This window comes from Mycobacterium sp. DHQP2018-32-09, assembly GCF_058148405.1.
Genome location: NZ_JBYVYK010000006.1, coordinates 96,773 through 122,089, shown reverse-complemented (window position 1 = coordinate 122,089; position 25,317 = coordinate 96,773). Strand labels below are relative to the sequence as shown.

Sequence of the window (25,317 nt, the reverse complement as noted above, 5' to 3'; positions counted from 1 at the left end):
CCGGCGCGCCCCCGGGCCGATCAGCCGAGCGCGTGGTCGAGGTCGGCCAGCAGGTCGTCGGTGTCCTCGATGCCCAGGGACAACCGCACGAAACCCGGCGAGACCGGGTCACCCCAGCGGGCCCGCCGGTCCACCGAGGTGTGGATGCCGCCGAAGCTCGTCGCGGACACCAGCAACGCACTGCGCTCCACCAATCGGTGGACGGCAGCCGCATCCGCGAGTTCGACGGCGACCAGACCGCCGTACCGGCGCATCTGCGCGGCGGCGATCGCGTGTGCGGGATCGTCGGGGAGCCCGGGGTAGCGCACGGTCCCGACCCGGCGGTCACCACGCAGCGCGAGCGCCACCGCCATGGCGTTCTGACACTGACGCTCGACGCGCAGCCCGGCGCTGCCGAGGCTGCGCATCGTCAGCCACGCCTCGAACGGCCCCGGAATGGCCCCCGCGAGCAGGCGTTCGCGTTCGACGGCGGCGACGAGATCGGGGCGGCTGCCCGCGACGTAGCCGATCACGACGTCGCCGTGTCCCGCCAACGCCTTGGTCGCGCTGGCCACCACGAGGTCTGCGCCGAGGGACAGCGGCCGCTGCCCGAACGGGGTGGCGGTGGTGTTGTCGACGAGCAGGATCGCGTCGCGGCTGCGGCACGTCGTGGCCAGCCGGTGCAGGTCGACGACGTCGAGCGTGGGGTTGACCGGCGACTCGGCGAGCACCACGTCGGCGCCCGCGGCGGCGTCGCACATCTCGTCGGCACGCACCTCGACGACGGTGACGCCAAGGGGCGCAAGCCTTTCGGCGGCGTAGCGGCGCACCTGGTAGTAGCCGTCGGCGGGTACGACCAGCGTGGTCGACGGCCTGACCAGTACGCGCAGGGCCGAGGTGATGGCCGCCATGCCCGACCCGAACGTCACCGCGGCCGTGGCGCCCTCGAGGTCGGCGAGCGCCGATTCGAGGTGTCGCCACGTGGGATTGGAGGCGCGACCGTAGCTGTCCAGCGGGGCGGCCTCGTCACTCGACAGGTGATAGGCGGCCGCGGGTACCGGGGGCGGCGTCACCGGTTCGCCCGGCACGGCAGGCGCGCCGGAGGCCGTGACGCTGCGGGTGGAGTCGCCGTACTCCGGGGACACCGCATTCACTCCGGCTTGGTGCGACGGCCGAGCAGCAGCGCCACGGCCGACTCCACGGACAGTCCTTCGTGGCACACCCGGTTGACCGCGTCGGTCAGCGGCATCTCGACGTCGTAGCTCGAGGCGAGGGCCAGCACCGACTGCGACGACGTCACGCCCTCGGCGACGTGGCCGCCGGTGGCCGCCATCGCCGACTCCATGGTGCCGCCCTCGCCGAGCCGTGTGCCGAAGGCCCGGTTGCGCGACCGCGGGGAGGTACAGGTGGCCACGAGGTCACCGACGCCTGCCAGCCCCGCCAGGGTTGCCGGCTTGGCGCCCAGCGCGATTCCCAACCGCATGATCTCGGCCAGTCCGCGCGTGATGATCGCGGCCGCGGTGTTCTCGCCGAGTCCGACGCCGGCCGCCATGCCGCAGGCCAGCGCGATGACGTTCTTGCACGCTCCCCCGATCTCGGCGCCCACGACGTCGGCGTTGGTGTACGGGCGGAAGTATCCGGTGGACAGTGCGCGCTGGAGCGCGACCGCACGACCGGAGTCCGCGCAGGCCACGACGGTGGCGGCCGGCTGCTCGTCGACGACCTCGCTGGCGAGGTTGGGACCGGTGATCACCGCGATGCGGCCGGGGTTGGCACCGGTGACCTGTTCGATCACCTGGCTCATGCGCATCAGCGTCTGCAGCTCGATGCCCTTGGCGACGCTGACCAGCGTGGTGTCGTCGCCGACGTGCGGGGCCCACTGCACCAGGTTCGTCCGCAGCGTCTGCGACGGCACTGCCAGCAGCACGGTGCACGCTCCGGTGAGCGCGTCGGCGGCGTCGCTGGTCGCCCGGATGGACGCCGGCAACGCGGCGTCGCCGACGTAGTCGGGATTGCGATGGGTGGCGTTGATTTCGTCGGCCAGCCCGGCACGCCTGGTCCACAGCGTGACGTCGTTGCCCGCGTCCGCGAGCACCTTCGCCAGCGCCGTGCCCCATGCTCCAGCACCCATGACCGCCGCGTTCACCACGGGAACAAATCTAACCTCAGGCCGTTGACGAAGGCGTGAGCAGTCGTTCGTCGACGCCGCTGATGGCAGGATGTCAGCCATGAGCGGCACCTCGACCCGCCGCACGACCGGCGTCGGGTTGATCATCGCGGTCAAGCGACTGCCGGAGGCCAAGACGCGGCTGGCGTCGACGTATCCGGCTGCCGCGCGCGCGACGCTGGTGTTGGCGATGCTCGCCGACACGATCACCGCCGCTTCCGCGGTACCCGCCATCCGCAGCATCACCGTGGTCACGCCCGACGCCGCCGTCACCGACCTGGCGCACGACTACGGTGCGCGCGTCGTCGCCGACCCCACGCCGCAGGCGCACCCCGATCCGCTCAACGCCGCCGTGTTGGCCGGGGAGGCGGTGGTGCGCGAGCACACCGACGCCGTCGCCGCACTCCAGGGTGATCTGCCCGCCCTGCAGGCCCGCGAGTTGGCCCAGGCGGTGGCCGCGGCCCGCGCCCACGACCGCAGCTTCGTGGGTGACCGTCAGGGCACCGGCACCGTGGCCCTGTTCGCGTTCGGAGTCCCCCTGGATCCGCGCTTCGGCCCGAACTCCGCACGGCGACACGCCGATTCGGGCGCAGTCGCACTGTCCCGCGAGTGGCCCGGGCTGCGGTGCGACATCGACACCGCCGACGACCTGGACGCCGCGCTGCGCCTCGGGGTGGGCACGGTGACCAAGCGGGCGGTGGCCGATTTCACCGAAGCGCCACCAGCGCGGTGGTCGACCACCTAGCCCGGCGACCCCTTCGTGGGGGATGATCGACGACGTGACCGAAGCCGAGACCCGTACCGTCGACGCCGAGTGGGCGTCGGATGATCCGGCGCCGGAGGCGCCTCCGGCGGCCACCGCCGAAGCCGTCGATCAGAACCAGCGGGACGTCCTGCCCGACGATCGGTATCTCAACCGCGAGCTGAGCTGGCTGGACTTCAACGCGCGGGTGCTGGCGCTGGCCGCCGACCCGTCGCTGCCGCTGTTGGAGCGCGCCAAGTTCCTGGCGATCTTCGCCTCCAACCTCGACGAGTTCTACATGGTGCGCGTCGCCGGGTTGAAACGCCGCGACGAGATGGGCCTGTCCGTCCGCTCCGCCGACGGCCTGTCCCCGCGGGAACAGTTGCGCCGCATCGGCGAACGCACGCAGCAGATCGCGACCCGGCATGCCAGCGTGTTCGGCGACCTGGTGCGTCCGGCACTGGCCGAGCAGGGCATCGTGATCGTGACGTGGAGCGAGCTGGACGACCACGAGCGCGACCGGCTGAGCACCTACTTCCACGAACAGGTGTTCCCGGTACTGACGCCGCTGGCGGTCGACCCCGCCCACCCGTTCCCCTTCGTCAGCGGGCTCAGCCTGAATCTGGCCATCACCGTGCGCCAACCCGACGACGGCACCCAGCACTTCGCGCGAATCAAGGTGCCCGACAACGTCGATCGCTTCGTGGAACTGCGCCCCCGCGAGGACGACGGGGCGTCGCGCTTCCTGCCCATGGAGGAGCTGATCGCGGCGTTCCTGCACGTGCTGTTCCCCGGCCTGGACATCGTGGAGCACCACGCGTTCCGCATCACCCGCAACGCCGACTTCGAGGTCGAAGAGGACCGCGACGAGGACCTGCTGCAGGCGCTGGAACGCGAACTCGCACGGCGGCGCTTCGGGTCCCCGGTGCGCCTCGAGATCGCCGACGACATGACCGAGAACATGCTGGAGCTACTGCTGCGCGAACTCGACGTCCATCCCGGTGACGTCATCGAGGTTCCCGGGTTGCTCGACCTGTCGTCGCTGTGGCAGATCTACGGCGTGGACCGGCCGGATCTGAAGGATCCGCCGTTCGTGCCCGCCACGCCGCCGGCCTTCGGCGAACGCGAGACCCCCAAGAGCATCTTCTCCACGCTGCGCGATGGCGACGTACTGGTGCACCACCCCTACGACTCCTTCTCCACCACCGTGCAGCGGTTCATCGAGCAGGCGGCCGCCGATCCGAACGTGTTGGCCATCAAGCAAACCCTCTACCGCACGTCGGGCGACTCCCCGATCGTCAACGCACTCATCGACGCCGCCGAGGCCGGCAAGCAGGTGGTGGCCCTGGTCGAGATCAAGGCGCGCTTCGACGAGCAGGCGAACATCAAGTGGGCGCGCAAGCTGGAGCAGGCCGGCGTGCACGTGGTCTACGGCCTCATCGGCCTCAAGACGCACTGCAAGACGTGCCTCGTGGTGCGGCGCGAGGGCGCCACCATCCGGCGCTACTGCCACATCGGGACCGGCAACTACAACCCCAAGACCGCGCGCCTGTACGAGGACGTGGGCCTGTTGACGGCGGCACCCGACATCGGCGCCGACCTCACCGACCTGTTCAACTCACTGACGGGCTACTCCCGCAAGGTGTCTTACCGCAACCTGCTGGTGGCGCCGCACAGCGTGCGCAAGGGCATCATCGAGCGCATCGACCGCGAGATCGAGGCGCACCGCGACGGCGCCGAATCCCGGATTCGCCTCAAGGCCAACGCCCTGGTGGACGAGCAGGTCATCGACGCGCTGTACCGCGCCTCGCGCGCGGGTGTTCCGGTGCAGGTGGTGGTCCGCGGGATCTGCGCGCTGCGTCCCGGCGTGGAGGGTTACTCCGAGAACGTGACGGTGCGGTCGATTCTCGGCCGCTTCCTGGAGCACTCGCGAATCATTCACTTCCGCGCCATCGACGAGTTCTGGATCGGCAGTGCCGACATGATGCATCGTAATCTCGACCGCCGCGTCGAAGTCATGGCACAGGTCAAGGATCCGAGACTGGCCGGGCAACTCGACGACGTCATGGAGTCGGCTCTCGATCCCGCCACCCGCTGTTGGGAACTGGGCCCGGACGGTCGCTGGACGGCGTTGCCGCACGAGGGGCAGACGGTGCGCGACCACCAGGTCTCGCTGATGGAACGGCACCGGCACCCCTAGACCGCAGGAGTAGAGGTGTCGAAGAAGGGTTCGCAGGGCAGCGAGGTCGTGCTCGCCGCGGGCGCGGTGCTGTGGCGCGAGGACGAAGCCGCCGACGGGGCGGTCGAAGTCGCCGTGGTGCACCGGCCGCGGTACGACGACTGGTCGCTGCCGAAGGGCAAGCTCGACCCCGGCGAGAGTGAGCCGGTGGCCGCGGTGCGCGAGGTCGAGGAGGAGACCGGCTACGCCGCCGAACTCGGCAGGCGGCTGGCAGCGGTGAGCTATCCGCTCGACCGTGGGACCAAGAAGGTGCGCTACTGGGCCGCTCGGGCCATCGGCGGGGACTTCGAGCCCAACTCCGAGGTCGACGAGCTGCTGTGGCTACCGGTGCCCGAGGCGATGCAGCGCGTCGGCTATCCATTGGATCGGAAGGTGCTGCGCCGCTTCGCCAAACACCCCGCCGACACGTACAACGTGCTGGTGGTCCGCCACGGTGTGGCAGGCAGCAAGGCGCGCTACAAGGGCGACGATCGGCTGCGCCCCCTGGACAAGACGGGGCGCGCGCAAGCCGAGTCGCTCGTCGGACTGTTGCTGGCGTTCGGCGCCACCGAACTCTACGCCGCACCGCGAGTGCGGTGCCAGCAGACGCTGGAGCCGCTGGCCGAGGAGTTGGGTTCGACCATCGCCGAGGAGCCGGCCCTCACCGAGGAGGCCTACGCCGACGATCCCGACGCAGGCCGTCATCGGCTGGCCGAGATCGCCAAGGCCGAGGGCACGCCGGCGATCTGTACGCAGGGCAAGGTGATTCCGGATCTCATCGACTGGTGGTGCGAACGCGACGGCGTGACACCGGACAAGTCGCGCAACCGCAAGGGCAGCACGTGGGTGCTGTCGGTGCGCGAAGGGGTGCTGATCGCGGCCGACCACATCGGCAGCCCGCTCGCCGCGCGCTGACGCGCGGCCTCACCCCGGCAACGCACGAACGCGCCGCGGATCGCAACGATCCACGGCGCGTTCGACGGTGCAAACCTACTTGCGGCCCCGCTTGGCGGGAGCCTTCTTGGCCACCGGCGCCTTCTTGGCGACGGCCTTGGTGGCGGTGGTCTTCTTGGCGGCCGGTGCGGCCTTCTTGGCTGCCGGCGCCTTCTTGGCGGGGGCGGCGGCCTTCTTGGCCGGGGTGGCGGCCTTCTTCGCCGGAGCCTTGGTGGCCGTGGTCTTGGTGGCCGTGGTCTTCTTGGCGACCGGGGCCTTCTTGGCCGACGTGGTGGTCTTCTTCGCGGCCGGAGCCTTCTTGGCCGGGGTGGCGGCCTTCTTCGCGGGCGCCGCAGCCTTCTTCGCCGGTGCGGCAGCCTTCTTGGCCGGCGCAGCCTTCTTGACGGCCGCCTTCTTCACCGCACCGCGGCGTGCCGGAGCGGCGGTGGCGCCACGCTTGACGGCCGGGCCGTCAGCCGGGAGCTTCTGCGCGCCGGAGACGACGGCCTTGAACTGAGCGCCGGGCCGGAAGGCCGGAACCGACGTCGGCTTGACCTTCACGGTCTCGCCGGTGCGCGGGTTGCGCGCCACCCGAGCGGCGCGGCGACGCTGCTCGAAGACGCCGAAGCCGGTGATCGTGACGCTGTCGCCCTTGTGGACGGCGCGCACGATGGTGTCGACGACGTTTTCCACGGCGGCAGTTGCCTGCCGACGATCGGTGCCCAACTTGTCCGTGAGGACATCGATGAGCTCTGCCTTGTTCATGCAAAACCTCCGAAGCCAGTGGCTCGCGTTGAGCCGACTAGTGCACACGGTAAACCCTCAGGCTGCAGATATCCAAGAGCCACGCCCGGTTTCGGGCATTGCTGAGAGTCGGATGAGTAATCCGGTTGCCCCACATGGACAGTGGTACGGCAGTCCTAGAACGGGGTTGCGGGACGGTGAATTCCGCCCGGAGCCCGGCGAATCAGGCCGGCAGAGTGCGCGGCTTCCAGCTCTGCCTACGCGCCTCGAAGGACGCGATCTCGTCCTGTTTCCGCAGCGTAAGGCCTATGTCGTCGAGTCCTTCGAACAGCCGCCAGGCGGTGTAGTCGTCAATCGTGAACGGCACCATGACCGTTCCGGCGGTGACCGTTCGATCCTTGAGATCCACAGTCAGTTCCAATCCCGGTGACTGCTCGATGACCTTCCACAGCAATTCGACGTCATCTTGAGTGACTTCCGCCGCAAGGAGCCCGGCCTTGCCCGAATTGCCCCGGAAGATGTCGGCGAAGCGCGACGAGATGACGACCCGGAAGCCGTAATCCATCAGCGCCCAGACCGCGTGTTCCCGCGAGGACCCGGTGCCGAAGTCCGGCCCGGCCACCAGAACCGAACCCCGGTCGAAGGGCGCCTGGTTCAAGATGAACGCCGGATCGTTGCGCCAGGCGGCGAACAGACCGTCCTCGAAACCCGTTCGGGTGACCCGCTTGAGGTACACCGCCGGGATGATCTGGTCGGTGTCGACGTTCGACCGGCGCAGCGGGACGCCGATTCCGGTATGTGTGGTGAAGGCTTCCATGGGTACTCCTGGTTGACGACGCGGTGGTTGACGGCGCGGTGCTTGGCGACGCGGTGGTTGGCGACGGAGCGATCAGAGATCGGCGGGCGAGGACAGCGTGCCGCGTACGGCGGTGGCCGCGGCGACTGCCGGCGACACCAGGTGCGTGCGGCCGCCCTTGCCTTGGCGGCCCTCGAAATTGCGGTTCGACGTGGAGGCGCAGCGCTCGCCGGGGGCCAGCTGATCGGGGTTCATCCCCAGGCACATCGAGCATCCCGCCTGCCGCCACTGGGCGCCCGCCGCGGTGAAGATCTCGCCGAGCCCCTCGGATTCGGCTTGCGCACGCACCTGCATGGAGCCGGGCACCACCAGCATCCGGACGCCGTCGGCCACCGTGCGGCCGCGCAACACGTCGGCCACCACCCGCAGATCCTCGATGCGGCCGTTGGTGCACGAGCCCACGAACACCGCGTCGACCGGGATGTCCCGCATGGCGGTACCGGGGCGAAGATCCATGTAGGCCAACGCCTTCTCCACGCTCTGCCGCTCGGCGTCATCGAACACCAGTTCGGGATCCGGCACCGATCCACTCAGCGGCACACCCTGACCGGGGTTGGTGCCCCACGTGACGAAGGGGCTCAGCGAGGCGGCGTCGAGGTAGATCTCGGTGTCGAATTCCGCTCCCTCGTCGGTGCGCAACGCCGTCCACGCCTCGACGGCGGCATCCCAGTCGGCTCCGGTCGGCGCGTGTGGCCGCCCCTTGAGGTATGCGAACGTGGTCTCGTCGGGAGCCACCATGCCCGCTCGCGCGCCGGCCTCGATGCTCATGTTGCAGATCGTCATCCGGCCCTCCATCGACAGCGATTCGATGGCAGTGCCGCGATATTCGATGACGTGGCCCTGACCGCCGCCGGTGCCGATCTTGGCGATCACGGCCAGGATGACGTCCTTGGCGGTGACGCCGGCGGGCAGCACCCCGTCCACGTTGACCGCCATGGTCTTGAAGGGGCGCAAGGGCAACGTCTGCGTGGCGAGCACGTGCTCCACCTCCGAGGTGCCGATGCCCATCGCGATGGACCCGAAGGCGCCGTGGGTCGAGGTGTGACTGTCACCGCAGACGATCGTCATGCCGGGCTGGGTGAGCCCCAGCTGCGGCCCGATGATGTGCACGATGCCCTGCTCGGCGTCGCCCATCGGATGCAGTCGGATGCCGAATTCTTCGCAGTTGCGCCGCAACGTCTCCACTTGGGTGCGGGACACCGGATCCGCGATCGGCTTGTCGATGTCGACGGTCGGGACGTTGTGGTCCTCGGTGGCGATGGTGAGGTCGGGGCGGCGCACCGGCCGGCCGGCCAGGCGCAGCCCGTCGAAGGCCTGCGGGCTGGTGACCTCGTGCACCAGATGGAGGTCGACGTAGATCAGATCGGGCTCACGCGAGGCTCCCTCGCCGGTGCCGGGGACGACGACGTGATCGGCCCAGACCTTCTCTGCCATGGTGCGCGGGGTCATGGATTCATCCTTCGGGCGGTCCGCAGGGCTGTGCGGACGTTTCGATGCTTCTCAATATGCGGGACGCTAGTATCTCCCTGTGAGACAGGATAGCGGCATCGGCGTTCTCGACAAAGCCGTGGGGGTGCTCCACTCGGTGGCCGAGTCCCCTTGTGGTCTGGCAGAACTGTGCGAGCGCACCGGCCTGCCGCGCGCCACCGCACATCGCCTGGCCGCGGGCCTGGAAGTCCACCGACTGCTGGCCCGCGACGCGGAGGGACGCTGGCGTCTGGGACCCGCCGTGACCGAGTTGGCCGGCCACGTCAACGATCCCCTGTTGGCCGCGGGGGCCCTGGTGTTGCCGCGGTTGCGCGAGATCACCGGTGAGAGCGTGCAGCTGTACCGCCGCGAGGGCACCGCACGCGTCTGCGTGGCGGCCTTGGAACCGCCTGCGGGCCTGCGGGACACCGTGCCCGTCGGCACCCGGTTGCCGATGACCGCCGGGTCCGGCGCCAAGGTGCTGCTCGCCTACAGCGATGCCGCCACCCAGCAGGCCGTGCTGCCGCAGGCGATGTTCACCGACCGCACGCTGGCGGAGGTCCGCAAGCGCGGCTGGGCGCAGAGCGCGGCGGAACGGGAGCCGGGCGTGGCGAGCGTGTCCGCCCCGGTGCGCGACGCCCGCGGCGCCGTGATCGCCGCGGTCTCGGTGTCGGGGCCCATCGACCGCATGGGGCGCCGACCCGGTGCCCGCTGGGCCGCCGACCTTCTCGCCGCCGCCGAGGCGCTCACCCGGCGACTGTGAGGATGCCCACGTGGCCCACGTGGCCCACGTCCGCGCGCCCCGCGGTGATCGCGCCCTGGTTGCCTGACCCGACGGCGTGGTCCGACGGTGTGGTCCGACGATGTGGTCCGACGGTGTGGTCCGAAGACGTCGAAGGCGCCCGGTCCGGATGGACCGAGCGCCTTCGACTGACGTACCCCCGATGGGATTCGAACCCACGCTACCGCCGTGAGAGGGCGGCGTCCTAGGCCGCTAGACGACGGGGGCTAGAACTTTCTGCGACGAGAAGCATAGCTCAGCGGTGCACGCTGACCTAATCGCCGGCAGTGGCTGGGGTACCAGGACTCGAACCTAGAATGGCTGAACCAGAATCAGCTGTGTTGCCAATTACACCATACCCCAAGGCGACCCATAACCACTGGTCACGGACCTTTCCGAGGCGGCCGCCCCGCGGTGGCCACCGCGGTGCTGCGTTCTCGGGCCGACGAGCAGACTACCAAAGATTTCGACGCCCTCTTGCCACCCACCCCGGGTCGGCCTCCGTCACGACGCGGCGGACGCCGCCTCGGCCCGGGCCCGCCCGGCGCGCAGCCTGGTCAACGTGCGGTCGCGCCCCAGCAGCTCGAGCGACTCGAACAGCGGCGGGCTCACCGACGCCCCCGTGGCCGCGACCCGAAGGGGCCCGAAGGCCTTGCGGGGTTTGAGTTCGAGATCGTCGAGCAGGGCCGCCTTCAGCGCCGCCTCGATGGCCGCGGTGGACCACTCCCCGACCGCCTCCAGCGCACCGACGGCGGCGTCGAGGACCGCGACCGCCTCGGGCCGCAATTCCTTGGCCGCCGACTTCTCGTCGAGGGCGAAGGACGCCTCGTCGAGGAACTTCAACAGCTCCCAGGCATCGCCGAGCACGACGATGCGCGTCTGCACCAGGGCGGCGGCGGCGGCGAACCCGGCGTCGTCGAGCCCGGTGTCGTGCCCGTGCGCCACGAAGAAGTCCCGTAGGCGGGCGGTGAACTCCGCCGCGTCGAGCAGGCGGATGTGCTCGGCGTTGATGGCGTCGGCCTTCTTCTGGTCGAAGCGCGCCGGATTGGAGTTGACGTTGCGGACGTCGAAGGTCGTCACCATCTCGGCGAGGCTGAAGACGTCCCGGTCGTCGGCAATGCCCCAGCCAAGCAGCGCAAGGTAGTTCAGCAGCCCCTCCGGCAGGAAGCCGCGGTCGCGGTGCAGGAACAGGTTGGACTGCGGGTCGCGCTTGGACAGCTTCTTGTTGCCGTCGCCGAGCACCGAGGGCAGGTGCGCGAACTCGGGCACGAACTCGGCCACCCCGATCCGGATCAGCGCGCGGTAGAGCGCGATCTGACGCGGCGTGGACGGCATGATGTCCTCGCCGCGCAACACGTGCGTGATCTTCATCAACGCGTCGTCGACCGGATTGACCAACGTGTACAGCGGATCTCCGTTGGCGCGCGTGATCGCGAAGTCCGGCACCGAACCGGCGGGAAAGCTCACGGGCCCACGCACCAGGTCGGTCCAGCCGAGGTCTTCGTCGGGCATGCGCAGCCGCAGCACCGGCGAGCGCCCCTCGGCGGCGAACGCCGCACGCTGCTCGGCGGTCAGCGTGCGATCGAAGTTGTCGTAGCCCAGCTTGGGATTTCGTCCCGCGGCGAGGTGGCGGGCCTCGACCTCGTCCGGGGTGGAGTACGCCTCGTAGACCTCGCCCGCCTGCAGCAACCGGTCGATGACGTCGCGGTAGATCGCACCGCGTTGCGACTGCCGGTAGGGCTCGTACGGTCCGCCGACCTCCGGGCCCTCGTCCCAGTCCAGACCCAGCCAGCGCAGAGCGTCCAGGATGGCCTCGTAGCTCTCCACGCTGTCACGGGCGGCGTCGGTGTCCTCGATGCGGAAGACGAACTCACCGCCGGTGTGTCGCGCCTGCGCCCAGTTGAACAGCGCCGTCCGCACCAACCCGACGTGGGGCGTCCCCGTGGGCGACGGGCAGAACCGCACGCGTACCACGCCCTGCGCGCCCGCCTCCTGGTTGGCCATCACTTCGCCTTCCGCACAACGGGATTGGTGAGGGTACCGATGCCCTCGACGGTGATGGCGACGGTGTCGCCGTCCTCGATGGGTCCGACACCCTCCGGCGTTCCGGTCAAGATCAGATCACCGGGGAGCAGGGTCATCACGGCCGACACCCACTCGACGATGGCGCCGATGTCGTGCAGCATCAGCGACGTCCGACTCCGCTGGCGCACCTCGCCGTTGACCTCGGTGCGCAGCTCCAGGTCGAACGGGTCGACGTCGGTGTCGATCCACGGCCCCACCGGACAGAAGGTGTCGTGGCCCTTGGCGCGCATCCACTGGCCGTCCTTGCGCTGCTGATCGCGCGCCGAGACGTCGTTGGCGATGGTGTACCCGAGGATGAACTCGGCGGCCCGCGCGGCGGGCACGTCCTTGCACGGGCGCCCGATCACGATCGCCAGCTCCCCCTCGTGGTGCACGGGATGGGCGTCGGCGGGCAGTTGGATCGGCACGTTGGGCCCGATGATCGCGGTGTTGGGCTTGAGGAAGATCACCGGGTCCTCCGGCGCGGGTCCGCCCATCTCGGCGGCGTGCGCGGCATAGTTCTTGCCCATCGCCACCACCTTGCTGGCCAGGATGGGCGCGAGCAGCCGGACGTCGGCCAACGGCCAGGACCGTCCGGTGAACTCGGGTGTGCCGAACGGATGTTCGGCGATCTCGCGGGCCACGGCGTCGGTGGCCCCGCTGCCGAAGTTGGACGCGTCCCCCTCGATCGTGACGAAGGCGACACCGTCGGGACTGGCGATTCGACCTAGGCGCATACGCCCAGCCTAATCGGCACGCCCGGCCGTCGGACGACGGGTGGCGCGCCTCCGACCCGTCTCATCATGCGAGAAAGCTGTTCAAACATATGAGACATCGGTGACACGATGGCCACCATGGCGGAAATCGGGACGGCACGACGCTGGTCGATGTTGGCGATCGCACTGACGGCCACGTTGTTCACCAACGTGTTCATCAACGGCGTCGCGTTCCTCATCCCCACGCTGCACGCCGAACTGGGCCTCGACCTCGGCACCGCGGGTCTGGTCGCGGCCATGCCCAGCTTCGGCATGGTGGTGACGTTGATCGCCTGGGGCTGGGTGGTCGACCGGATCGGCGAGCGCATCGTATTGGCCCTGGGCTCGGCGCTGACGGCGGCGGCCGCCTACGGCGCCGCCGCCGCACACTCCCTGATCGCGGTCGCGACGCTGTTGTTCCTCGGCGGCATGGCGGCGGCCAGCAGCAACTCGGCCAGTGGCCGGCTGGTGGTGGGATGGTTCCCACCACACCAGCGCGGCGTCACCATGGGAATCCGCCAGACCGCGCAACCGCTCGGAGTCGGCTTGGGGGCGTTGGTCATTCCGCGGCTGGCCGAGCAGCACGGCGTCGGGAGCGCGCTGTTGTTCCCCGCCGTCCTGTGCACGGTGGCCGCCGTGATCAGCCTGGCGGGCGTGCTGGATCCGCCGCGGCCGCCCCGCGCCGAGGCTCCGGCCGCGCACCTGGTCAACCCCTACCGGGGCTCGTCGACCCTGTGGCGCATCCACGCGGTGTCGGTGCTGCTGGTCACCCCGCAGGTACTGGTGTGGACCTTCGCGCTGGTGTGGCTGATGACCGACCGCGGATGGTCGGCCGCCGCCGCGGGCGTCGTGGTGACGGGCGCCCAAGTGCTCGGCGCGGCAGGACGAATCGGCGCGGGCATCTGGTCGGACCGCGTCGGGTCGCGGCTGCATCCGGTGCGCGTCATCGCCATCGGCGCGGCCATCGCGATGGGGCTGCTGGCCGTCACCGACCTGCTGGACTCCCCCGTCAGCATCGTGCTGCTGGTGATCGCCTCCGTGGTGACGGTGTCCGACAACGGGTTGGCCTTCACCGCGATCGCCGAGATCGCCGGGCCCTTCTGGAGCGGCCGGGCGCTGGGCACGCAGAACACCGCGCAGCTGTTCACCTCCGGCGTCGTGCCACCGGTGTTCGGCGCGCTGATCGCCGCGGCGGGGTACCCGCTGGCCTTCGCGGTGTGTGCGGTACTGCCGCTGATCGCGGTGCCGTTGGTCCCCGTGGCCGGCGATCCGCTGCGCAGCCGCAGCTAGGCGTCAGGAGAGCGACGCGCGCCCGCCCGTACGGCCCGGCACCACCAGCAGCGCGGCCACCAGGAAGCACAGCGCCCCCACGAACGTCCCCAGCCCGGCGACGTTCGCGTCGACCACCGCGCCGGTGGTCTCGACGAACGCGGCCAGCGCGCTCACCCCGAACGCGATGCACCCCAGCAGGTTGACCCAACCGGCCTTCCACTCCGCAGACCGTGGCGCCCAGGCACCCACGCCGACGGTGACGGCAGCCACCGCCACCACCCCGCTGACCAAGAACGCCGCCGAGCCCACCGCGTCGGGCGCCCACACCAGGCGGCGCTCGGCGAGCACCTGGTGCGCCCACACCGCCGCGCCGGTGCTCACGTTGAACAACACCGTGCCCGCGAATTGGGTTGCCGCCGCGAACCAGTCGAGGCTGCCCTCGGGACCCGAGCGGACCAGCTGGATCCAGGCCGCCGCGGTGAAGCACCACGACCCGGTGAAGCACAGCGCGTTGGCCACCGTCGCGTCACCCGGGAAGCCGGGCATCGTCGCGACGGCGAACAGCGTGGAACCGACGGCGAACAACCAACACTGATGGGTCGACGTGACCAGCTCGCGCAGCCGGGTTCGGCGAGCCACGGCCGGGTCAGAGCTTCGAGACGATCCGATCGCCGATCGCCGACGTACTCGACGACTCGGTGCCTCGCGTGGCCAGATGCTCCGCGACGGCGGCGTCGACCCGCGCCGCGGCGGCAGTCTCACCGACGTGCGCGAGCAACAGCGCCACCGACATGATGGCGGCGGTGGGATCGGCGATGCCCTTGCCCGCGATGTCGGGTGCGCTGCCGTGCACCGGCTCGAACATCGACGGGTTGGTCCGCGTGGCGTCGATGTTGCCGCTCGCGGCCAACCCGATGCCACCGGACACCGCGGCGGCGAGATCGGTGATGATGTCGCCGAACAGGTTGTCGGTGACGATGACGTCGAACCGGCCCGGATCGGTCACCATGTGGATCGTGGCGGCATCGATGTGCTGGTAGGCGACCTCGACGTCGGGGTACTCGGCCCCCACCGCGTCGACGATGCGCGCCCACAGCCTGCCCGCGTACGACAGCACGTTGGTCTTGTGCACCAATGTCAGGTGCTTGCGACGCGACCGAGCGCGCGCGAACGCGTCGCGCACCACCCGCTCGACCCCGAACGCCGTGTTCAGGCTGACCTCGGTGGCCACCTCGTGCGGCGTCCCGACGCGAATGGCGCCGCCGGTGCCCGTATAGGGCCCCTCGGTGCCCTCGCGCACCACCACGAAGTCGATCTCCGGATTGCCCGCCAGCGGGCTGTCGACACCGGGGTACAGCTTCGACGGCCGCAGGTTCACGTGGTGGTCCAGCGCGAAGCGCAGCGACAGCAACAGCCCGCGCTCCAGCACGCCGCTGGGCACCGACGGGTCCCCGATGGCGCCGAGCAGGATCGCGTCGTGGCCGCGCAGTTCGTCGACCATGCCGTCCGGAAGCGTTTCACCCGTGGCGTGGTAGCGACGCGCGCCCAGGTCGTACTCGGTGCGTTCGACCCCGGGCAGCACGACGTCGAGGACCTTGAGCGCCTCGGCGATGACCTCGGGCCCGATGCCGTCGCCTGCGATGACGGCCAGCTTCATGGGCGTGCTCACGACAGGTCCACCAGTTCCAGCGTCGCCGCGTTGACGTCCCGGCCGATCGTGGCCAGCACGTCGTCGGGCACCGGACGGTCCAGGCGCAGCATGATCGTCGCGCCGTCGCCGTCGGCGTCCTGGCTGAGCTGGGCGGCCAGGATGTTGACCCCCGTGCCGCCGAGCAGCGTGCCGATCTTGCCGAGGGCGCCCGGCTGGTCGTCGTAGTTGATGATCAGGTTCACGCCTTCGGCGCGCAGGTCCAGGTTGCGCCCGTTGACCTGGACGATCTTCTCGACCAGCTGCGGCCCCGACAGGGTGCCCGCGACGTTGACCGTCGACCCGTCGGCGGCCACCGCGCGCACGTCGACGACGCTGCGGTGGTTGGGGCTCTCGGACTCGGTGTCGATGGACGCCTCGACGCCGCGCTCGGCGGCCAGGGCGGGGGCGTTGACGAACGTGACCTGATCCTCGATGACCGACGAGAACAGGCCGCGCAGCGCCGACAGCCGCAGCACCTCGACCTCCTCGCCTGCCAGCTCGCCACGCACCTGGACGCACAGGTTGGTCGGCAGCTCGGCGGACAGCACGCCCGCCAGCAGCCCCAGCTTGCGCACCAGGTCCAGCCACGGTGCCACCTCTTCGCCGACGACACCGCCGCCGACGTTGACCGCATCGGGGACGAATTCGCCGGCCAGCGCCAATCGCACGCTGGCAGCGACGTCGGTACCCGCACGGTCCTGCGCCTCGGCCGTCGACGCGCCCAGGTGCGGCGTCACGACGACCTGCGGCAGCTCGAACAGCGGGCTGTCGGTGCACGGCTCGGTGGAGAACACGTCGAGGCCCGCGCCGCGGACGTGACCGCTGGTGATGGCGTCGGCCAGCGCCTGCTCGTCGATCAGTCCGCCGCGGGCGGCGTTGACGATGATGACGCCCGGCTTGGTCTTGGCCAGCGCCTCCGTGCCGATGAGGCCCGCGGTCTCCTTGGTCTTGGGCAGGTGGACCGAGATGAAGTCGGCGCGTCCGAGCAGGTCGTCGAGCGTCAGCAGCTCGATGCCCAGCTGGGCGGCGCGGGCCTGTGACACGTACGGGTCGTAGGCGGTGATGTGGGCGCCGAACGCCGCGAGCCGCTGCGCGACCAGCTGGCCGATGCGGCCCAGCCCGACGACGCCGACGGTCTTGCCGAAGATCTCGGTGCCGGAGAACGACGACCGCTTCCACGTGTGCTCGCGCAGCGTGGCGTCGGCGGCCGGGATCTGCCGCGCGGTGGCCAGCAGCAGCGCCAGCGCATGCTCGGCCGCGCTGTGGATGTTGGAGGTCGGGGCGTTGACGACCAGGACGCCACGGGCGGTGGCGGCGTCGACGTCGACGTTGTCCAGGCCGACGCCGGCGCGGGCGACGATCTTGAGCTTGGGCGCTGCGGCGAGCACCTCGGCGTCGACGGTGGTGGCCGAACGCACCAGCAGCGCGTCGGCGTCGGCAACCGCCGACAGCAGCTTGGGGCGGTCCGGGCCGTCGACCCAGCGCACTTCCACCTGGTCGCCGAGAGCGGCGACGGTCGACTCGGCGAGTTTGTCGGCGATCAATACCACGGGGAGACTCACGCGGTCAGCCTAATGGGCTTGAATCTCACTCATGGACGTGACCGTCGTAGGCAGTGGACCCAACGGGCTGAGCGCGGCGGTGATCCTCGCCAGGGCCGGGTTGTCGGTGCGCGTGATCGAGGCCCAGGACACCCTGGGCGGTGGTGCGCGCACCCTGCCGGACCCGGAGTTCGACGGTGTCGCGCACGACATCTGCTCGGCCGTACACCCGCTCGCCCTGGCGTCGCCGTTCTTCTCCGAGTTCGACCTGCAGCGCCGGGGGGTGACCCTGGCGGTCCCGGACGTGTCCTACGCCAACCCGTTGCCGGGCAGACCGGCCGCCGTCGGCTACCGCGACATCGCGCGCACGTGCGCCGAACTCGACGGCGGCGGCCACGCATGGCGCCGGCTGCTCGGTCCGCTGGTCGCCGACTGCGACGGCGTGGTGGGCCTGCTGCTCGGCGACAAGCGTTCGCTTCCCCCGTCACTGCCTGCGGCGCTACGGGTGGCACCCCGGCTGCTCGCCCAGGGCACCCCGGCGTGGCGCGCGCTCACCGGCGAGGATGCTCGCGCACTGTTCACTGGCGTTGCGGCGCATACCATCTCGACCATGCCGTCGCTGGTGTCGGCCGGCGCCGGCCTCATGCTGGCCACCCTGGGGCACGGCGTCGGCTGGCCCATCCCGGTGGGCGGTTCGCAGGCCATCGCCGACGCGCTGATCGCCGACCTGCGCGCCCACGGCGGCGAACTCGTCACCGGCGAGGAGGTCACCCGGCCGCCGGGCGGCGTGGTGCTCTACGACGTCGCTCCCCCGGCCCTGCTGCGCATCTACGGCGACGCGCTGCCCCGGCGATACGCCAACGCCCTGCGCCGGTATCGGTTCGGGCCGGGCGTGGCCAAGGTCGACTTCGTCCTGTCGGGCGAGATCGATTGGCGCGAACGACGATTGGCGGCGGCGCCGACGCTGCACCTGGGTGGCAGCCGAGCGCAGATGGTCCACGCCGAGCGCACGATCGCCCAGGGCAGGCACGCCGAATGGCCGATGGTGCTGGCCGCGCTGCCCCACCTGGCCGATCCCGGTCGCGTCGACGCCGCCGGCAGACGGCCGCTGTGGACCTACGCGCACGTCCCGACCGGCTCGACGCTGGATGCGACCGAAACGGTGATCGGCGTGTTCGAGCGGTTCGCGCCGGGCTTCCGCGACCTCGTGGTGGCCGCCCGCAGCGTGCCCGCGGCGCACCTGGCCGACCACAATGCCAACCTGGTGGGCGGCGACATCGGCGTGGGAGGCAACAACATGTTCAGCGCGTTGACCGGACCCACCGTGCGGTGGACCCCGTGGGCGACCCCCATCCCGGGCGCATACCTGTGTTCGTCGGCGATGCCACCTGGCGGCGGCGTGCACGGCATGGCCGGGTACTACACGGCGCGCGCGGTGCTGCGCCGCGAGTTCGGCATCGACCGCCTGCCGAGCCTGGCGCCGAGCGGCTCGCAATGATGACCACATCCTTACGGTTTCGGCAGGTTTCGGGCCACGTCCCTGGGGTCATCCATATCCATGATGCTTCCCACGTACCAAGCCCAGCCGCTGACCAATGCCGCTGCTCTGTCGGCCTTCATCGCGATGAGCCCGCTGCTGCGCACCCTGAGGAGCACACGCTCCGGCACCCGCGCCGACCGCCCCCCAGCGGGGAACGTCACACCCCGTCACGGGTGAAAACGGCGGTTGGCGAGCCGTCGAACGGGTATGAATCGATCATGGTCGTTCGTCGTCGGGCCCGTTGATGCGCACGCTTGCCGCCCCCTCGGATGACGTGGTGGTCGTCGGGGCGGGACTCGCCGGCCTGTCGGCCGCCCTGCAACTCGCCGGCCGCGGACGACGCGTCACGGTCCTCGAGCGTGGAGCGCACCCCGGTGGCCGCGTGGGCCGCGAAGACGTGAACGGGTACCGCATCGACACCGGGCCCACCGTGATCACCATGCCCGACATCCTCGACGAGGCGTTCGCGGCGGTGGGCGACTCGCTGGCCGCGCGGCTGACCCTGCACCCGTTGGATCCCGCCTACCGGGCATCGTTCGCCGACGGCAGTGCCATCCACGTGCACAGCGACGCCGATGCCATGACCGCCGAAGTGGAGCGGTTCGCCGGCCCGCAACAGGCCGCGGGATACGCGGCGCTGCGCCACTGGCTCACCAAGCTCTACCGGGCCGAGTTCGACGGCTTCGTCGCCGCCAACTACGACTCGCCGCTGGCACTGGTCACCCCACAGCTCGCGCGACTGGTCGCCATGGGCGCGTTCCGGCGGTGGGAGACCATGGTCGAGCGCTTCATCACCGACGACCGCCTCAAGCGCGTGTTCACCTTCCAGGCCCTCTACGCCGGCGTGCCGCCCCACCGGGCACTGGCGGTGTACGCGGTGATCGCCTACATGGACACCGTCGCAGGCGTGTACTTCCCGGAGGGCGGCGTGCGCGCCCTGCCCGACGCCATGGCCGCCGCGGCAGCGGACGCGGGCGTCGAATTCCGTTACGGCACCACGGTCACCGGGCTGGAACGGTCGTCGGGACGCGTCCGCGCCGTGCTGACCGACACCGGTGAGCGCGTGCCCGCCGACGCCGTCGTGCTGACGACCGAACTGCCCGAGACCTACCGGCTGCTCGGCCGCACCCCGCGCCGGCTGCTCCGGCTGCGGCCGGCGCCGTCGGCCGTCGTCGCGCACGTGGGGTGCCGCGCCGTCGACGACCCCGCCGCAGGCCATCACGACATCCTCTTCGGCGGCCAGTGGGAGCAGACGTTCCGCGACATCATCGACGACGGCCGCGTCATGAGCGATCCGTCCCTGCTCGTCACCCGGCCCACGGCCAGCGACCCTGGGCTGGCGCCTGCGGGTCGAGACCTGCTCTACGTCCTGGCCCCCGCGCCCAACACGTGGGTCGGCACCGTCGACTGGCCCAGCACGCGCGACGCGTACACCCAGCAGATGCTCGACGTCGTCCGGAAGCGCCTGCCGGGGTTCGCCGAGGACGCCGAGGTGCTGCACGTGACGGATCCCGACGACTGGGCCCGCCAGGGGATGGCCGCGGGCACGCCGTTCGCGCTCGCCCACACGTTCGCCCAGACGGGGCCCTTCCGCCCGGCCAACACGATCCGCGGGATCGACAACGTCGTGCTGGCGGGGTCGTCCACCACCCCCGGCGTCGGCGTACCGACCGCCGTCCTGTCCGGTCGGCTGGCGGCCGACCGGATCACGGGCACAATGACCGACAAACGGGTAGGCGGGCGAACTCGGACGGTGGTGTGATGATGATCGGATCGGAACTGGATGCCGCGGGGGTACGGGACCCCGATCTGCGCGAGGCCTACGGCCGCTGCCGCAGGATCAACGCCGAGCACGGCCGCACCTTCTTCCTCGCGACCCGCCTGCTGGCCCCGGACCAGCGCCCCGCCGTCCACGCCTTGTACGGCTTCGCCCGCCATGCCGACGACATCCTCGACGACTTCAGCGCCGCCAGCGTCGAGGAGCGCGCGCGGCGACTGGACGGTCTGGCCACCGATCTCTTCGGCCGCCTGGTGGAGGGCCGCGCCGCCGGTGACGATCCCACGCTGGCCGCGGTGACCCACACCGCGATCCACTACGACATCCCGTGGCAACTGTTCGACGACTTCCTGGCGTCCATGCGCATGGACCTCACCGTCACCGACTATCCCGACCGGGCCGCACTCAACCGCTACATGTACGGCTCGGCGGAGGTCATCGGGCTGCAGATGCTGCCGGTGCTGGGCACCGTGACCTCCCGCGAGGAGGCGGCACCGTACGCCGCAGGCCTGGGCACGGCGTTCCAGCTGACCAACTTCCTGCGCGACGTCGACGAGGACCTGCGACGCGGCCGCGTGTACCTGCCCGCCGACGAGTTGGCGGTGCACGGCGTCGATCGCGACGTGCTGACGTGGTGCCAGGCCAACCGGCGCACCGACCAACGGGTCCGGCGGGCGCTCGTCGAGCAGCTCGCCGTCACCCGCGGCGTCTACGACTACGCGCGCCACGGCATCGACATGCTCCAACCACGTTCGCGGCCCTGCGTTTCCGCCGCTTTGGTGCTGTACTCCGAGATCCTCGACGCCATCGAGGACAGCGACTTCGCCGTGTTCGACCGGCGCGCGACGGTGAGCACCCGGCGTCGGCTGGTGGTGGCGGTCAAGGGGCTCGCCGGGGCATGGCGGGCCCGCGCCCGTGGCGGTGCCGCCCGAGGGCGGTGACGTGACCGACCCGAGACGGGTCCACCACCGGGCCGCGACCGGTCGACCCGACGCCGGCCACCTCGCCGTACGGCCGCGCGCCGTGGTGGTCGGGGCAGGCATCGCCGGGCTCGCGGCGGCCACGGGCCTCGCCGAACGCGGTGTCGACGTCGACGTCGTCGAACGCCTGGAGCACCTTGGTGGCCGCGTCGCCGGGTGGACCGACACCGCGAGCGACGGCACGGCCCTGGCCATGAACCGCGGCTTCCACGCCTTCTTCCGGCAGTACTACAACCTGCGCGCCCTGTTGCGTCGCGTCGACCCCCGGCTGGCCATGCTGACCGGCGTCGAAGACTATCCGCTGGTCGACGCCCGCGGTCGGCGCGACACCTTTCGCGGGCTGCCGTCGGCGCCGCCGCTGAACGCGCTGACGTTCGCACTGCGCAGTCCCACGTTCCGGCCATGGGATCTCCTGCGGATCGACGCGCGCGCCGCCGCACCGCTGGCCGCGGTGTCGGTGCCCGCGATCTACGACCACCTCGACCATCGCAGCGCCGACGAGTTCCTGCGCGCCATCAACTTTCCCGAGGCCGCCCGGCATCTGGCGTTCGAGGTGTTCTCGCGCAGCTTCTTCGCCGAGCCGCACGCACTCTCGGCCGCCGAACTCGCGACGATGTTTCACATCTACTTCCTGGGGTCCAGCGAGGGTCTGGTGTTCGACGTCGCCTCGGCCAACTTCGACGACGCCCTGTGGAATCCGTTGGCCGCGCATCTGACGTCGCTGGGCGTACGCCTGCACACCGGGGTGTCCGTCGACCGGGTGGATCCCTCGTACCGGGTGACCACGAGCACCGGTGAGACCATCGCCGCCGACGCGGTGGTGCTGGCCACCGACGTCCCGGGCCTGCGCCAGATCGTCGCGAACTCCCCCGCCCTCGGTGACGTCGCGTGGCGCCGGTCCGTCGAAGGTCTGGGGACGGCACCGCCCTTCGTGGTCGTCCGACTGTGGCTGGACCGGCCGGTGAATGCCGATCGGCCGGCGTTCATGGGCGTCGGCGGCCATCCCCCGCTGGACAACGTGAGCGTGCTCGAACGCTACGAGCGCGAGGCCGCGCAGTGGTGTCGGCGCACCGGCGGTTCCGTCGTGGAGTTGCACGCCTACGCCGCACCCGGACGGCCCGACGAGGTACGCGATCGACTGGTGGCCCGGTTGCACGCCATGTACCCCGAGACCGCCGCGGCCGGCGTGGTCGAGGAACGGCTGCTGGTCCGCGAGGACTGCCCGCGGTTCGCGCCGGGCGACTTCGCCGGCCGACCCGGCGTGGTGGGACCCGCCCCCGGCCTGACGTTGGCGGGCGACGGCATCCGCATCGACCTGCCCGTCGCCCTCATGGAGCGCGCGGCCACCACCGGGTGGGCCGCCGCGAACGCCATCCTCGCCGAGCACGGCATCCGCGGTCACGACCTCCACACCGTGCCCACCCGGGGACGTTCGACGGTATTGCGGGGACTGGCCGAGCGCGTTGCGGGTATGCCAGCATGACGATGGTGAACACCTTCCGGACCACGCTGGCGAACGCCTGGCCCTTCGACGTGCTGCCCCGCCTGGAATGGGCAAGGCAGCGCCCCACGTTCGCCGAGGCGTCACCGGCGGTGATCGGCACCGCGCTCACCCGCTCGCAGCGGCGGCCCAGCGGCAACTGGTACGTGGTCTGCGCGAGCACCGACGTGGCACGAAAACCGTTCGGCGCCAACGTCGGCGGGTACGAGGTGGTGCTCTGGCGCGACGACGACGGGGCCGTGCACGCCGGTCCCGGCGAGTGCCCGCACCTGGGTGCCGACCTGTCGACGGGCACGATCGACTGCGGCGCGCTCGTCTGCCCGTGGCACGGCCTGCGGATCACCGGGCGCCGCCAGGCCGGCTGGCGCCCCCACCCGGTGCACGACGACGGCGTGCTGGTGTGGGTGCGGCTCGACGAACTGGGCGGTGAGACCCCGACCGAGGCACCGGTGCTCGCGCACCGCCCGCCCCAACCGACCATCGCGACGGTGGCGCGCGTGGAGGGGACCTGCGAACCCCAGGACGTCATCGCCAACCGGCTCGACCCGTGGCACGGCGCGTGGTTCCACCCCTACTCGTTCACCCGGCTCGACGTGCTCGAGGCCCCGCCCGCCACGCTCGACCTGCCCGACGAACTCGACCGGCTCGAGGTGGCCGTGACGTTCCGGATGGGGCCGCTCGGCATCCCGGTGATCGCGGCGTTCGTGAGCCCCGAACCTCGCACGATCACGATGGTGATCACCGCGGGCGAGGGTGCGGGCAGCGTCGTCGAGACCCACGCCACGCCCCTGGCGCCCAGCCCCGACGGATCGCCGCGGACGGCGGTCATCGAAGCCGTCATCGCCCACTCCGACCGCCCCAAGTTCGGCTACGCCACCGCGCTGGCCCCGGTGATCACGCCGCTGGCACGCCGCGTGGCAGCGCGGCTGTGGCGCGACGACATGGTGTACGCCGAGCGGCTGTTCGCGCTGCGCAAGCGCACCCCGGCCCCGGGAGAAGGGTCGCCGTGAGCGCCGCCGACACCTGCGCGGTCGGCGCTACTCGGTGACGAACCGGGGCCCGGACCCCTTCGAGAAGTAGGCGTCCAGCAACGGGATCTGGGTCACCGCCCATGGGCTGATCGCCCAGTCCAGCGTCGCGGCCGCCCGCGCCTGGCGCCACGGCACCCACCGCGCGTCCATGGTCTCGTCGGGTGCCGGATCGACCGCCGACGCCGTGCGGGCCACGAACACCGGACAGATCTCGTTCTCCACGGTGCCGTCGGCCGCGGTGGCGCGGTAGCGGAAGTCCGGGAGCGCGCACTGCAGGTCGTCGACGTCGACGCCGAGTTCCCGGGAGGCGCGCCGGTGCACCGCATCCGTGACGTCCTCGCCGGGAGCGGGATGACCGCAGAACGAGTTGGTCCACACGCCCGGCCAGGTCACCTTCGTCAGGGCGCGGCGGGTGAACAACACGTTGCCGCGCCCGTCGAAGAGGTAACAGGAGAAACCGAGGTGCAGCGGCGTCTCGACGTGGTGCACCGTCGACTTCTCGGCCCGTCCCACCGGCCGACCGTCGTCGTCGAGCAGGACCACGAACTCCACCTCGGTCTGCTGTGTCATCGACATCAGTCGTTGATACCCCAGATTCGGTTCGGTTACCCGGTAAAGGGTGCGACGTTGCGCACGCCCAGCGCCGCCCGCCGGTCCACGAACTGCACCAGGTAGTCGACCCGGTGCGGGTGCGCGAACCCTGGAAGCGACGTGCGCCAACTGCGGGCGACGCCTGCGAAGAACCCGGCCGGATCGTCCAGATCGCTGAGGCGGCGTACCCCGACGTAGTGGCTCACCAGCATCGTCGCCAGACCCTCGGGGTCGTGCTCGGATCGCACGTCGCCGTCGGCGATCGCCTGCTCCAGCACCAGGATCGACCCCTTCACCCACTCGTCGAGCAGCGTCGTGGGCGCGTCGGCCGAATGGCTCAGTCCGAGTTCGAGATTCATCGCTGCCCGCGCATGGCGGTCCGACACGTCCATGCCCGCCACCATGAACGTGATGTCGACGAGCGTCTCGATGCCCGACAGCCCACGGGCCAGCAGGCCCATGGTGTTGGCCCGCACCTCGGCGGCGTGCTGCTCCACGATCGCCAGCGCCAGTGTGTGTTTGGACGCGAAGTGCAGGTACAGCCCCGCCTTGGTCACCCCGGCGGCAGCGGCGACGTCACCGATGCCGACCGCCGCGAAGGGCCGGCGCGCGAACCGGCGGGCGGCCGCGTCCAGGATGCGCTCGCGCGTCTGCTCGGCACTCACGTCTTCTTCTTCGGACGACACAC

The 25,317-nt window shown here is 70.8% G+C and carries 22 protein-coding genes and 2 tRNA genes; 10 read left to right on the top strand and 14 right to left on the bottom strand.

What is annotated here, in order from left to right:
* Positions 1-20: 20 nt before the first annotated feature.
* Together AC30CM_RS05065 and AC30CM_RS05060 are read right to left on the bottom strand one after the other, a co-directional pair.
* Entirely contained in the window at positions 21-1,124 is a 1,104-nt protein-coding gene (locus AC30CM_RS05065; RefSeq protein WP_490115747.1) for a cystathionine gamma-lyase, read from the bottom strand.
* Positions 1,125-1,129: 5 nt separating this feature from the next.
* The gene (locus tag AC30CM_RS05060) at positions 1,130-2,110 is read right to left on the bottom strand and encodes an NAD(P)H-dependent glycerol-3-phosphate dehydrogenase (RefSeq protein ID WP_490115746.1); all 981 of its coding nucleotides are present in this window, start codon (positions 2,108-2,110) and stop codon (positions 1,130-1,132) included.
* Between the two features lie 88 nt (positions 2,111-2,198).
* Between AC30CM_RS05060 and cofC the strand changes: the two genes are divergently transcribed.
* The 3 genes from cofC to mutT1 are packed head-to-tail and all read left to right on the top strand — an operon-like array spanning position 2,199 to position 6,021.
* Positions 2,199-2,891, top strand: coding sequence for a 2-phospho-L-lactate guanylyltransferase (cofC, locus tag AC30CM_RS05055; protein ID WP_490115727.1), 693 nt, complete (start codon positions 2,199-2,201; stop codon positions 2,889-2,891).
* Positions 2,892-2,913: 22 nt separating this feature from the next.
* Positions 2,914-5,088 (top strand): RNA degradosome polyphosphate kinase, encoded by a 2,175-nt coding sequence (locus tag AC30CM_RS05050; protein WP_490115726.1) that lies wholly within the window; start codon positions 2,914-2,916, stop codon positions 5,086-5,088.
* Between the two features lie 15 nt (positions 5,089-5,103).
* A complete protein-coding gene (gene mutT1 / locus AC30CM_RS05045) occupies positions 5,104-6,021 on the top strand; it encodes an 8-oxo-(d)GTP phosphatase MutT1 (protein WP_490115725.1) in 918 nt (305 codons plus the stop codon).
* A gap of 75 nt (positions 6,022-6,096) precedes the next feature.
* Here mutT1 and AC30CM_RS05040 read toward each other — a convergent pair whose 3' ends face one another.
* From AC30CM_RS05040 to leuC, 3 genes are all read right to left on the bottom strand, one after another.
* Positions 6,097-6,804, bottom strand: coding sequence for an HU family DNA-binding protein (locus AC30CM_RS05040; RefSeq protein WP_490115724.1), 708 nt, complete (start codon positions 6,802-6,804; stop codon positions 6,097-6,099).
* Between the two features lie 202 nt (positions 6,805-7,006).
* The gene (gene leuD / locus AC30CM_RS05035; RefSeq protein WP_490115723.1) at positions 7,007-7,600 is read right to left on the bottom strand and encodes a 3-isopropylmalate dehydratase small subunit; all 594 of its coding nucleotides are present in this window, start codon (positions 7,598-7,600) and stop codon (positions 7,007-7,009) included.
* 72 nt (positions 7,601-7,672) lie between these two features.
* Positions 7,673-9,088, bottom strand: coding sequence for a 3-isopropylmalate dehydratase large subunit (gene leuC, locus AC30CM_RS05030; RefSeq protein ID WP_490115722.1), 1,416 nt, complete (start codon positions 9,086-9,088; stop codon positions 7,673-7,675).
* 79 nt (positions 9,089-9,167) lie between these two features.
* On the opposite strand from leuC, the gene AC30CM_RS05025 reads away from it, so the two are divergent.
* A complete protein-coding gene (locus AC30CM_RS05025) occupies positions 9,168-9,869 on the top strand; it encodes an IclR family transcriptional regulator (RefSeq protein WP_490115721.1) in 702 nt (233 codons plus the stop codon).
* Positions 9,870-10,042: 173 nt separating this feature from the next.
* On the opposite strand, the gene AC30CM_RS05020 is transcribed toward AC30CM_RS05025, so the two are convergent.
* From AC30CM_RS05020 to AC30CM_RS05005, 4 genes are all read right to left on the bottom strand, one after another.
* Positions 10,043-10,115 (bottom strand) — tRNA-Glu (locus tag AC30CM_RS05020).
* A gap of 60 nt (positions 10,116-10,175) precedes the next feature.
* Positions 10,176-10,250 (bottom strand) — tRNA-Gln (locus AC30CM_RS05015).
* A 141-nt stretch (positions 10,251-10,391) separates the two neighbouring features.
* A complete protein-coding gene (gltX, locus tag AC30CM_RS05010) occupies positions 10,392-11,891 on the bottom strand; it encodes a glutamate--tRNA ligase (protein WP_490115720.1) in 1,500 nt (499 codons plus the stop codon).
* Complete coding sequence (locus tag AC30CM_RS05005) at positions 11,891-12,688, bottom strand: fumarylacetoacetate hydrolase family protein (protein ID WP_490115719.1); 798 nt, start codon at positions 12,686-12,688, stop codon at positions 11,891-11,893. The genes gltX and AC30CM_RS05005 overlap by 1 nt, the downstream gene beginning before the upstream one ends.
* Positions 12,689-12,796: 108 nt before the next feature.
* On the opposite strand from AC30CM_RS05005, the gene AC30CM_RS05000 reads away from it, so the two are divergent.
* The gene (locus AC30CM_RS05000) at positions 12,797-13,996 is read left to right on the top strand and encodes an MFS transporter (RefSeq protein ID WP_490115718.1); all 1,200 of its coding nucleotides are present in this window, start codon (positions 12,797-12,799) and stop codon (positions 13,994-13,996) included.
* 3 nt (positions 13,997-13,999) lie between these two features.
* On the opposite strand, the gene AC30CM_RS04995 is transcribed toward AC30CM_RS05000, so the two are convergent.
* The 3 genes from AC30CM_RS04995 to serA are packed head-to-tail and all read right to left on the bottom strand — an operon-like array spanning position 14,000 to position 17,230.
* A complete protein-coding gene (locus AC30CM_RS04995; RefSeq protein ID WP_490115717.1) occupies positions 14,000-14,617 on the bottom strand; it encodes a hypothetical protein in 618 nt (205 codons plus the stop codon).
* 7 nt (positions 14,618-14,624) lie between these two features.
* On the bottom strand, positions 14,625-15,635 hold the full coding sequence (locus AC30CM_RS04990) for a 3-isopropylmalate dehydrogenase (RefSeq protein WP_490115745.1): 1,011 nt from the start codon (positions 15,633-15,635) through the stop codon (positions 14,625-14,627).
* An 8-nt stretch (positions 15,636-15,643) separates the two neighbouring features.
* Positions 15,644-17,230 (bottom strand): phosphoglycerate dehydrogenase, encoded by a 1,587-nt coding sequence (gene serA, locus AC30CM_RS04985; protein ID WP_490115716.1) that lies wholly within the window; start codon positions 17,228-17,230, stop codon positions 15,644-15,646.
* Positions 17,231-17,261: 31 nt separating this feature from the next.
* Between serA and AC30CM_RS04980 the strand changes: the two genes are divergently transcribed.
* From AC30CM_RS04980 to AC30CM_RS04960, 5 genes are all read left to right on the top strand, one after another.
* Positions 17,262-18,707, top strand: a complete 1,446-nt coding sequence (locus tag AC30CM_RS04980) for a phytoene desaturase family protein (RefSeq protein ID WP_490115715.1) — start codon at positions 17,262-17,264, stop codon at positions 18,705-18,707.
* Between the two features lie 286 nt (positions 18,708-18,993).
* Complete coding sequence (gene crtI / locus AC30CM_RS04975; RefSeq protein ID WP_490115714.1) at positions 18,994-20,511, top strand: phytoene desaturase family protein; 1,518 nt, start codon at positions 18,994-18,996, stop codon at positions 20,509-20,511.
* A 2-nt stretch (positions 20,512-20,513) separates the two neighbouring features.
* Positions 20,514-21,467, top strand: coding sequence for a phytoene/squalene synthase family protein (locus AC30CM_RS04970; protein WP_490115744.1), 954 nt, complete (start codon positions 20,514-20,516; stop codon positions 21,465-21,467).
* Between the two features lies 1 nt (position 21,468).
* Positions 21,469-22,989 carry an FAD-dependent oxidoreductase gene (locus tag AC30CM_RS04965; RefSeq protein ID WP_490115713.1) on the top strand — a complete coding sequence of 507 codons (1,521 nt, stop codon included), beginning with the start codon at positions 21,469-21,471 and terminating at the stop codon, positions 22,987-22,989.
* Positions 22,986-24,017, top strand: a complete 1,032-nt coding sequence (locus AC30CM_RS04960; protein ID WP_490115712.1) for a Rieske (2Fe-2S) protein — start codon at positions 22,986-22,988, stop codon at positions 24,015-24,017. Before AC30CM_RS04965 ends, AC30CM_RS04960 begins: the two co-directional genes overlap by 4 nt.
* Positions 24,018-24,044: 27 nt before the next feature.
* Here AC30CM_RS04960 and idi read toward each other — a convergent pair whose 3' ends face one another.
* Both idi and AC30CM_RS04950 read right to left on the bottom strand, forming a co-directional pair.
* Positions 24,045-24,614: an isopentenyl-diphosphate Delta-isomerase gene (gene idi / locus AC30CM_RS04955; protein ID WP_490115711.1), complete on the bottom strand. Its 570-nt coding sequence runs from the start codon at positions 24,612-24,614 to the stop codon at positions 24,045-24,047.
* Positions 24,615-24,643: 29 nt separating this feature from the next.
* The gene (locus AC30CM_RS04950) at positions 24,644-25,294 is read right to left on the bottom strand and encodes a TetR family transcriptional regulator (RefSeq protein WP_490115710.1); all 651 of its coding nucleotides are present in this window, start codon (positions 25,292-25,294) and stop codon (positions 24,644-24,646) included.
* Positions 25,295-25,317: the final 23 nt, after the last annotated feature.

Coding starts and splice junctions, on each gene's coding strand:
- AC30CM_RS04980 (WP_490115715.1), top strand. CDS start 17,262: ATGGACGTGACCGTCGTAGGCAGTGGACCCAACGGGCTGAGCGCGGCG.
- cofC (WP_490115727.1), top strand. CDS start 2,199: ATGTCAGCCATGAGCGGCACCTCGACCCGCCGCACGACCGGCGTCGGG.
- leuD (WP_490115723.1), bottom strand. CDS start 7,600: ATGGAAGCCTTCACCACACATACCGGAATCGGCGTCCCGCTGCGCCGG.
- AC30CM_RS04960 (WP_490115712.1), top strand. CDS start 22,986: ATGACGATGGTGAACACCTTCCGGACCACGCTGGCGAACGCCTGGCCC.
- crtI (WP_490115714.1), top strand. CDS start 18,994: ATGCGCACGCTTGCCGCCCCCTCGGATGACGTGGTGGTCGTCGGGGCG.
- gltX (WP_490115720.1), bottom strand. CDS start 11,891: ATGGCCAACCAGGAGGCGGGCGCGCAGGGCGTGGTACGCGTGCGGTTC.
- AC30CM_RS05000 (WP_490115718.1), top strand. CDS start 12,797: ATGGCCACCATGGCGGAAATCGGGACGGCACGACGCTGGTCGATGTTG.
- AC30CM_RS05050 (WP_490115726.1), top strand. CDS start 2,914: ATGATCGACGACGTGACCGAAGCCGAGACCCGTACCGTCGACGCCGAG.
- AC30CM_RS05005 (WP_490115719.1), bottom strand. CDS start 12,688: ATGCGCCTAGGTCGAATCGCCAGTCCCGACGGTGTCGCCTTCGTCACG.
- AC30CM_RS04990 (WP_490115745.1), bottom strand. CDS start 15,635: ATGAAGCTGGCCGTCATCGCAGGCGACGGCATCGGGCCCGAGGTCATC.
- leuC (WP_490115722.1), bottom strand. CDS start 9,088: ATGACCCCGCGCACCATGGCAGAGAAGGTCTGGGCCGATCACGTCGTC.
- AC30CM_RS05040 (WP_490115724.1), bottom strand. CDS start 6,804: ATGAACAAGGCAGAGCTCATCGATGTCCTCACGGACAAGTTGGGCACC.
- AC30CM_RS05060 (WP_490115746.1), bottom strand. CDS start 2,110: ATGGGTGCTGGAGCATGGGGCACGGCGCTGGCGAAGGTGCTCGCGGAC.
- idi (WP_490115711.1), bottom strand. CDS start 24,614: ATGTCGATGACACAGCAGACCGAGGTGGAGTTCGTGGTCCTGCTCGAC.
- AC30CM_RS04970 (WP_490115744.1), top strand. CDS start 20,514: ATGATCGGATCGGAACTGGATGCCGCGGGGGTACGGGACCCCGATCTG.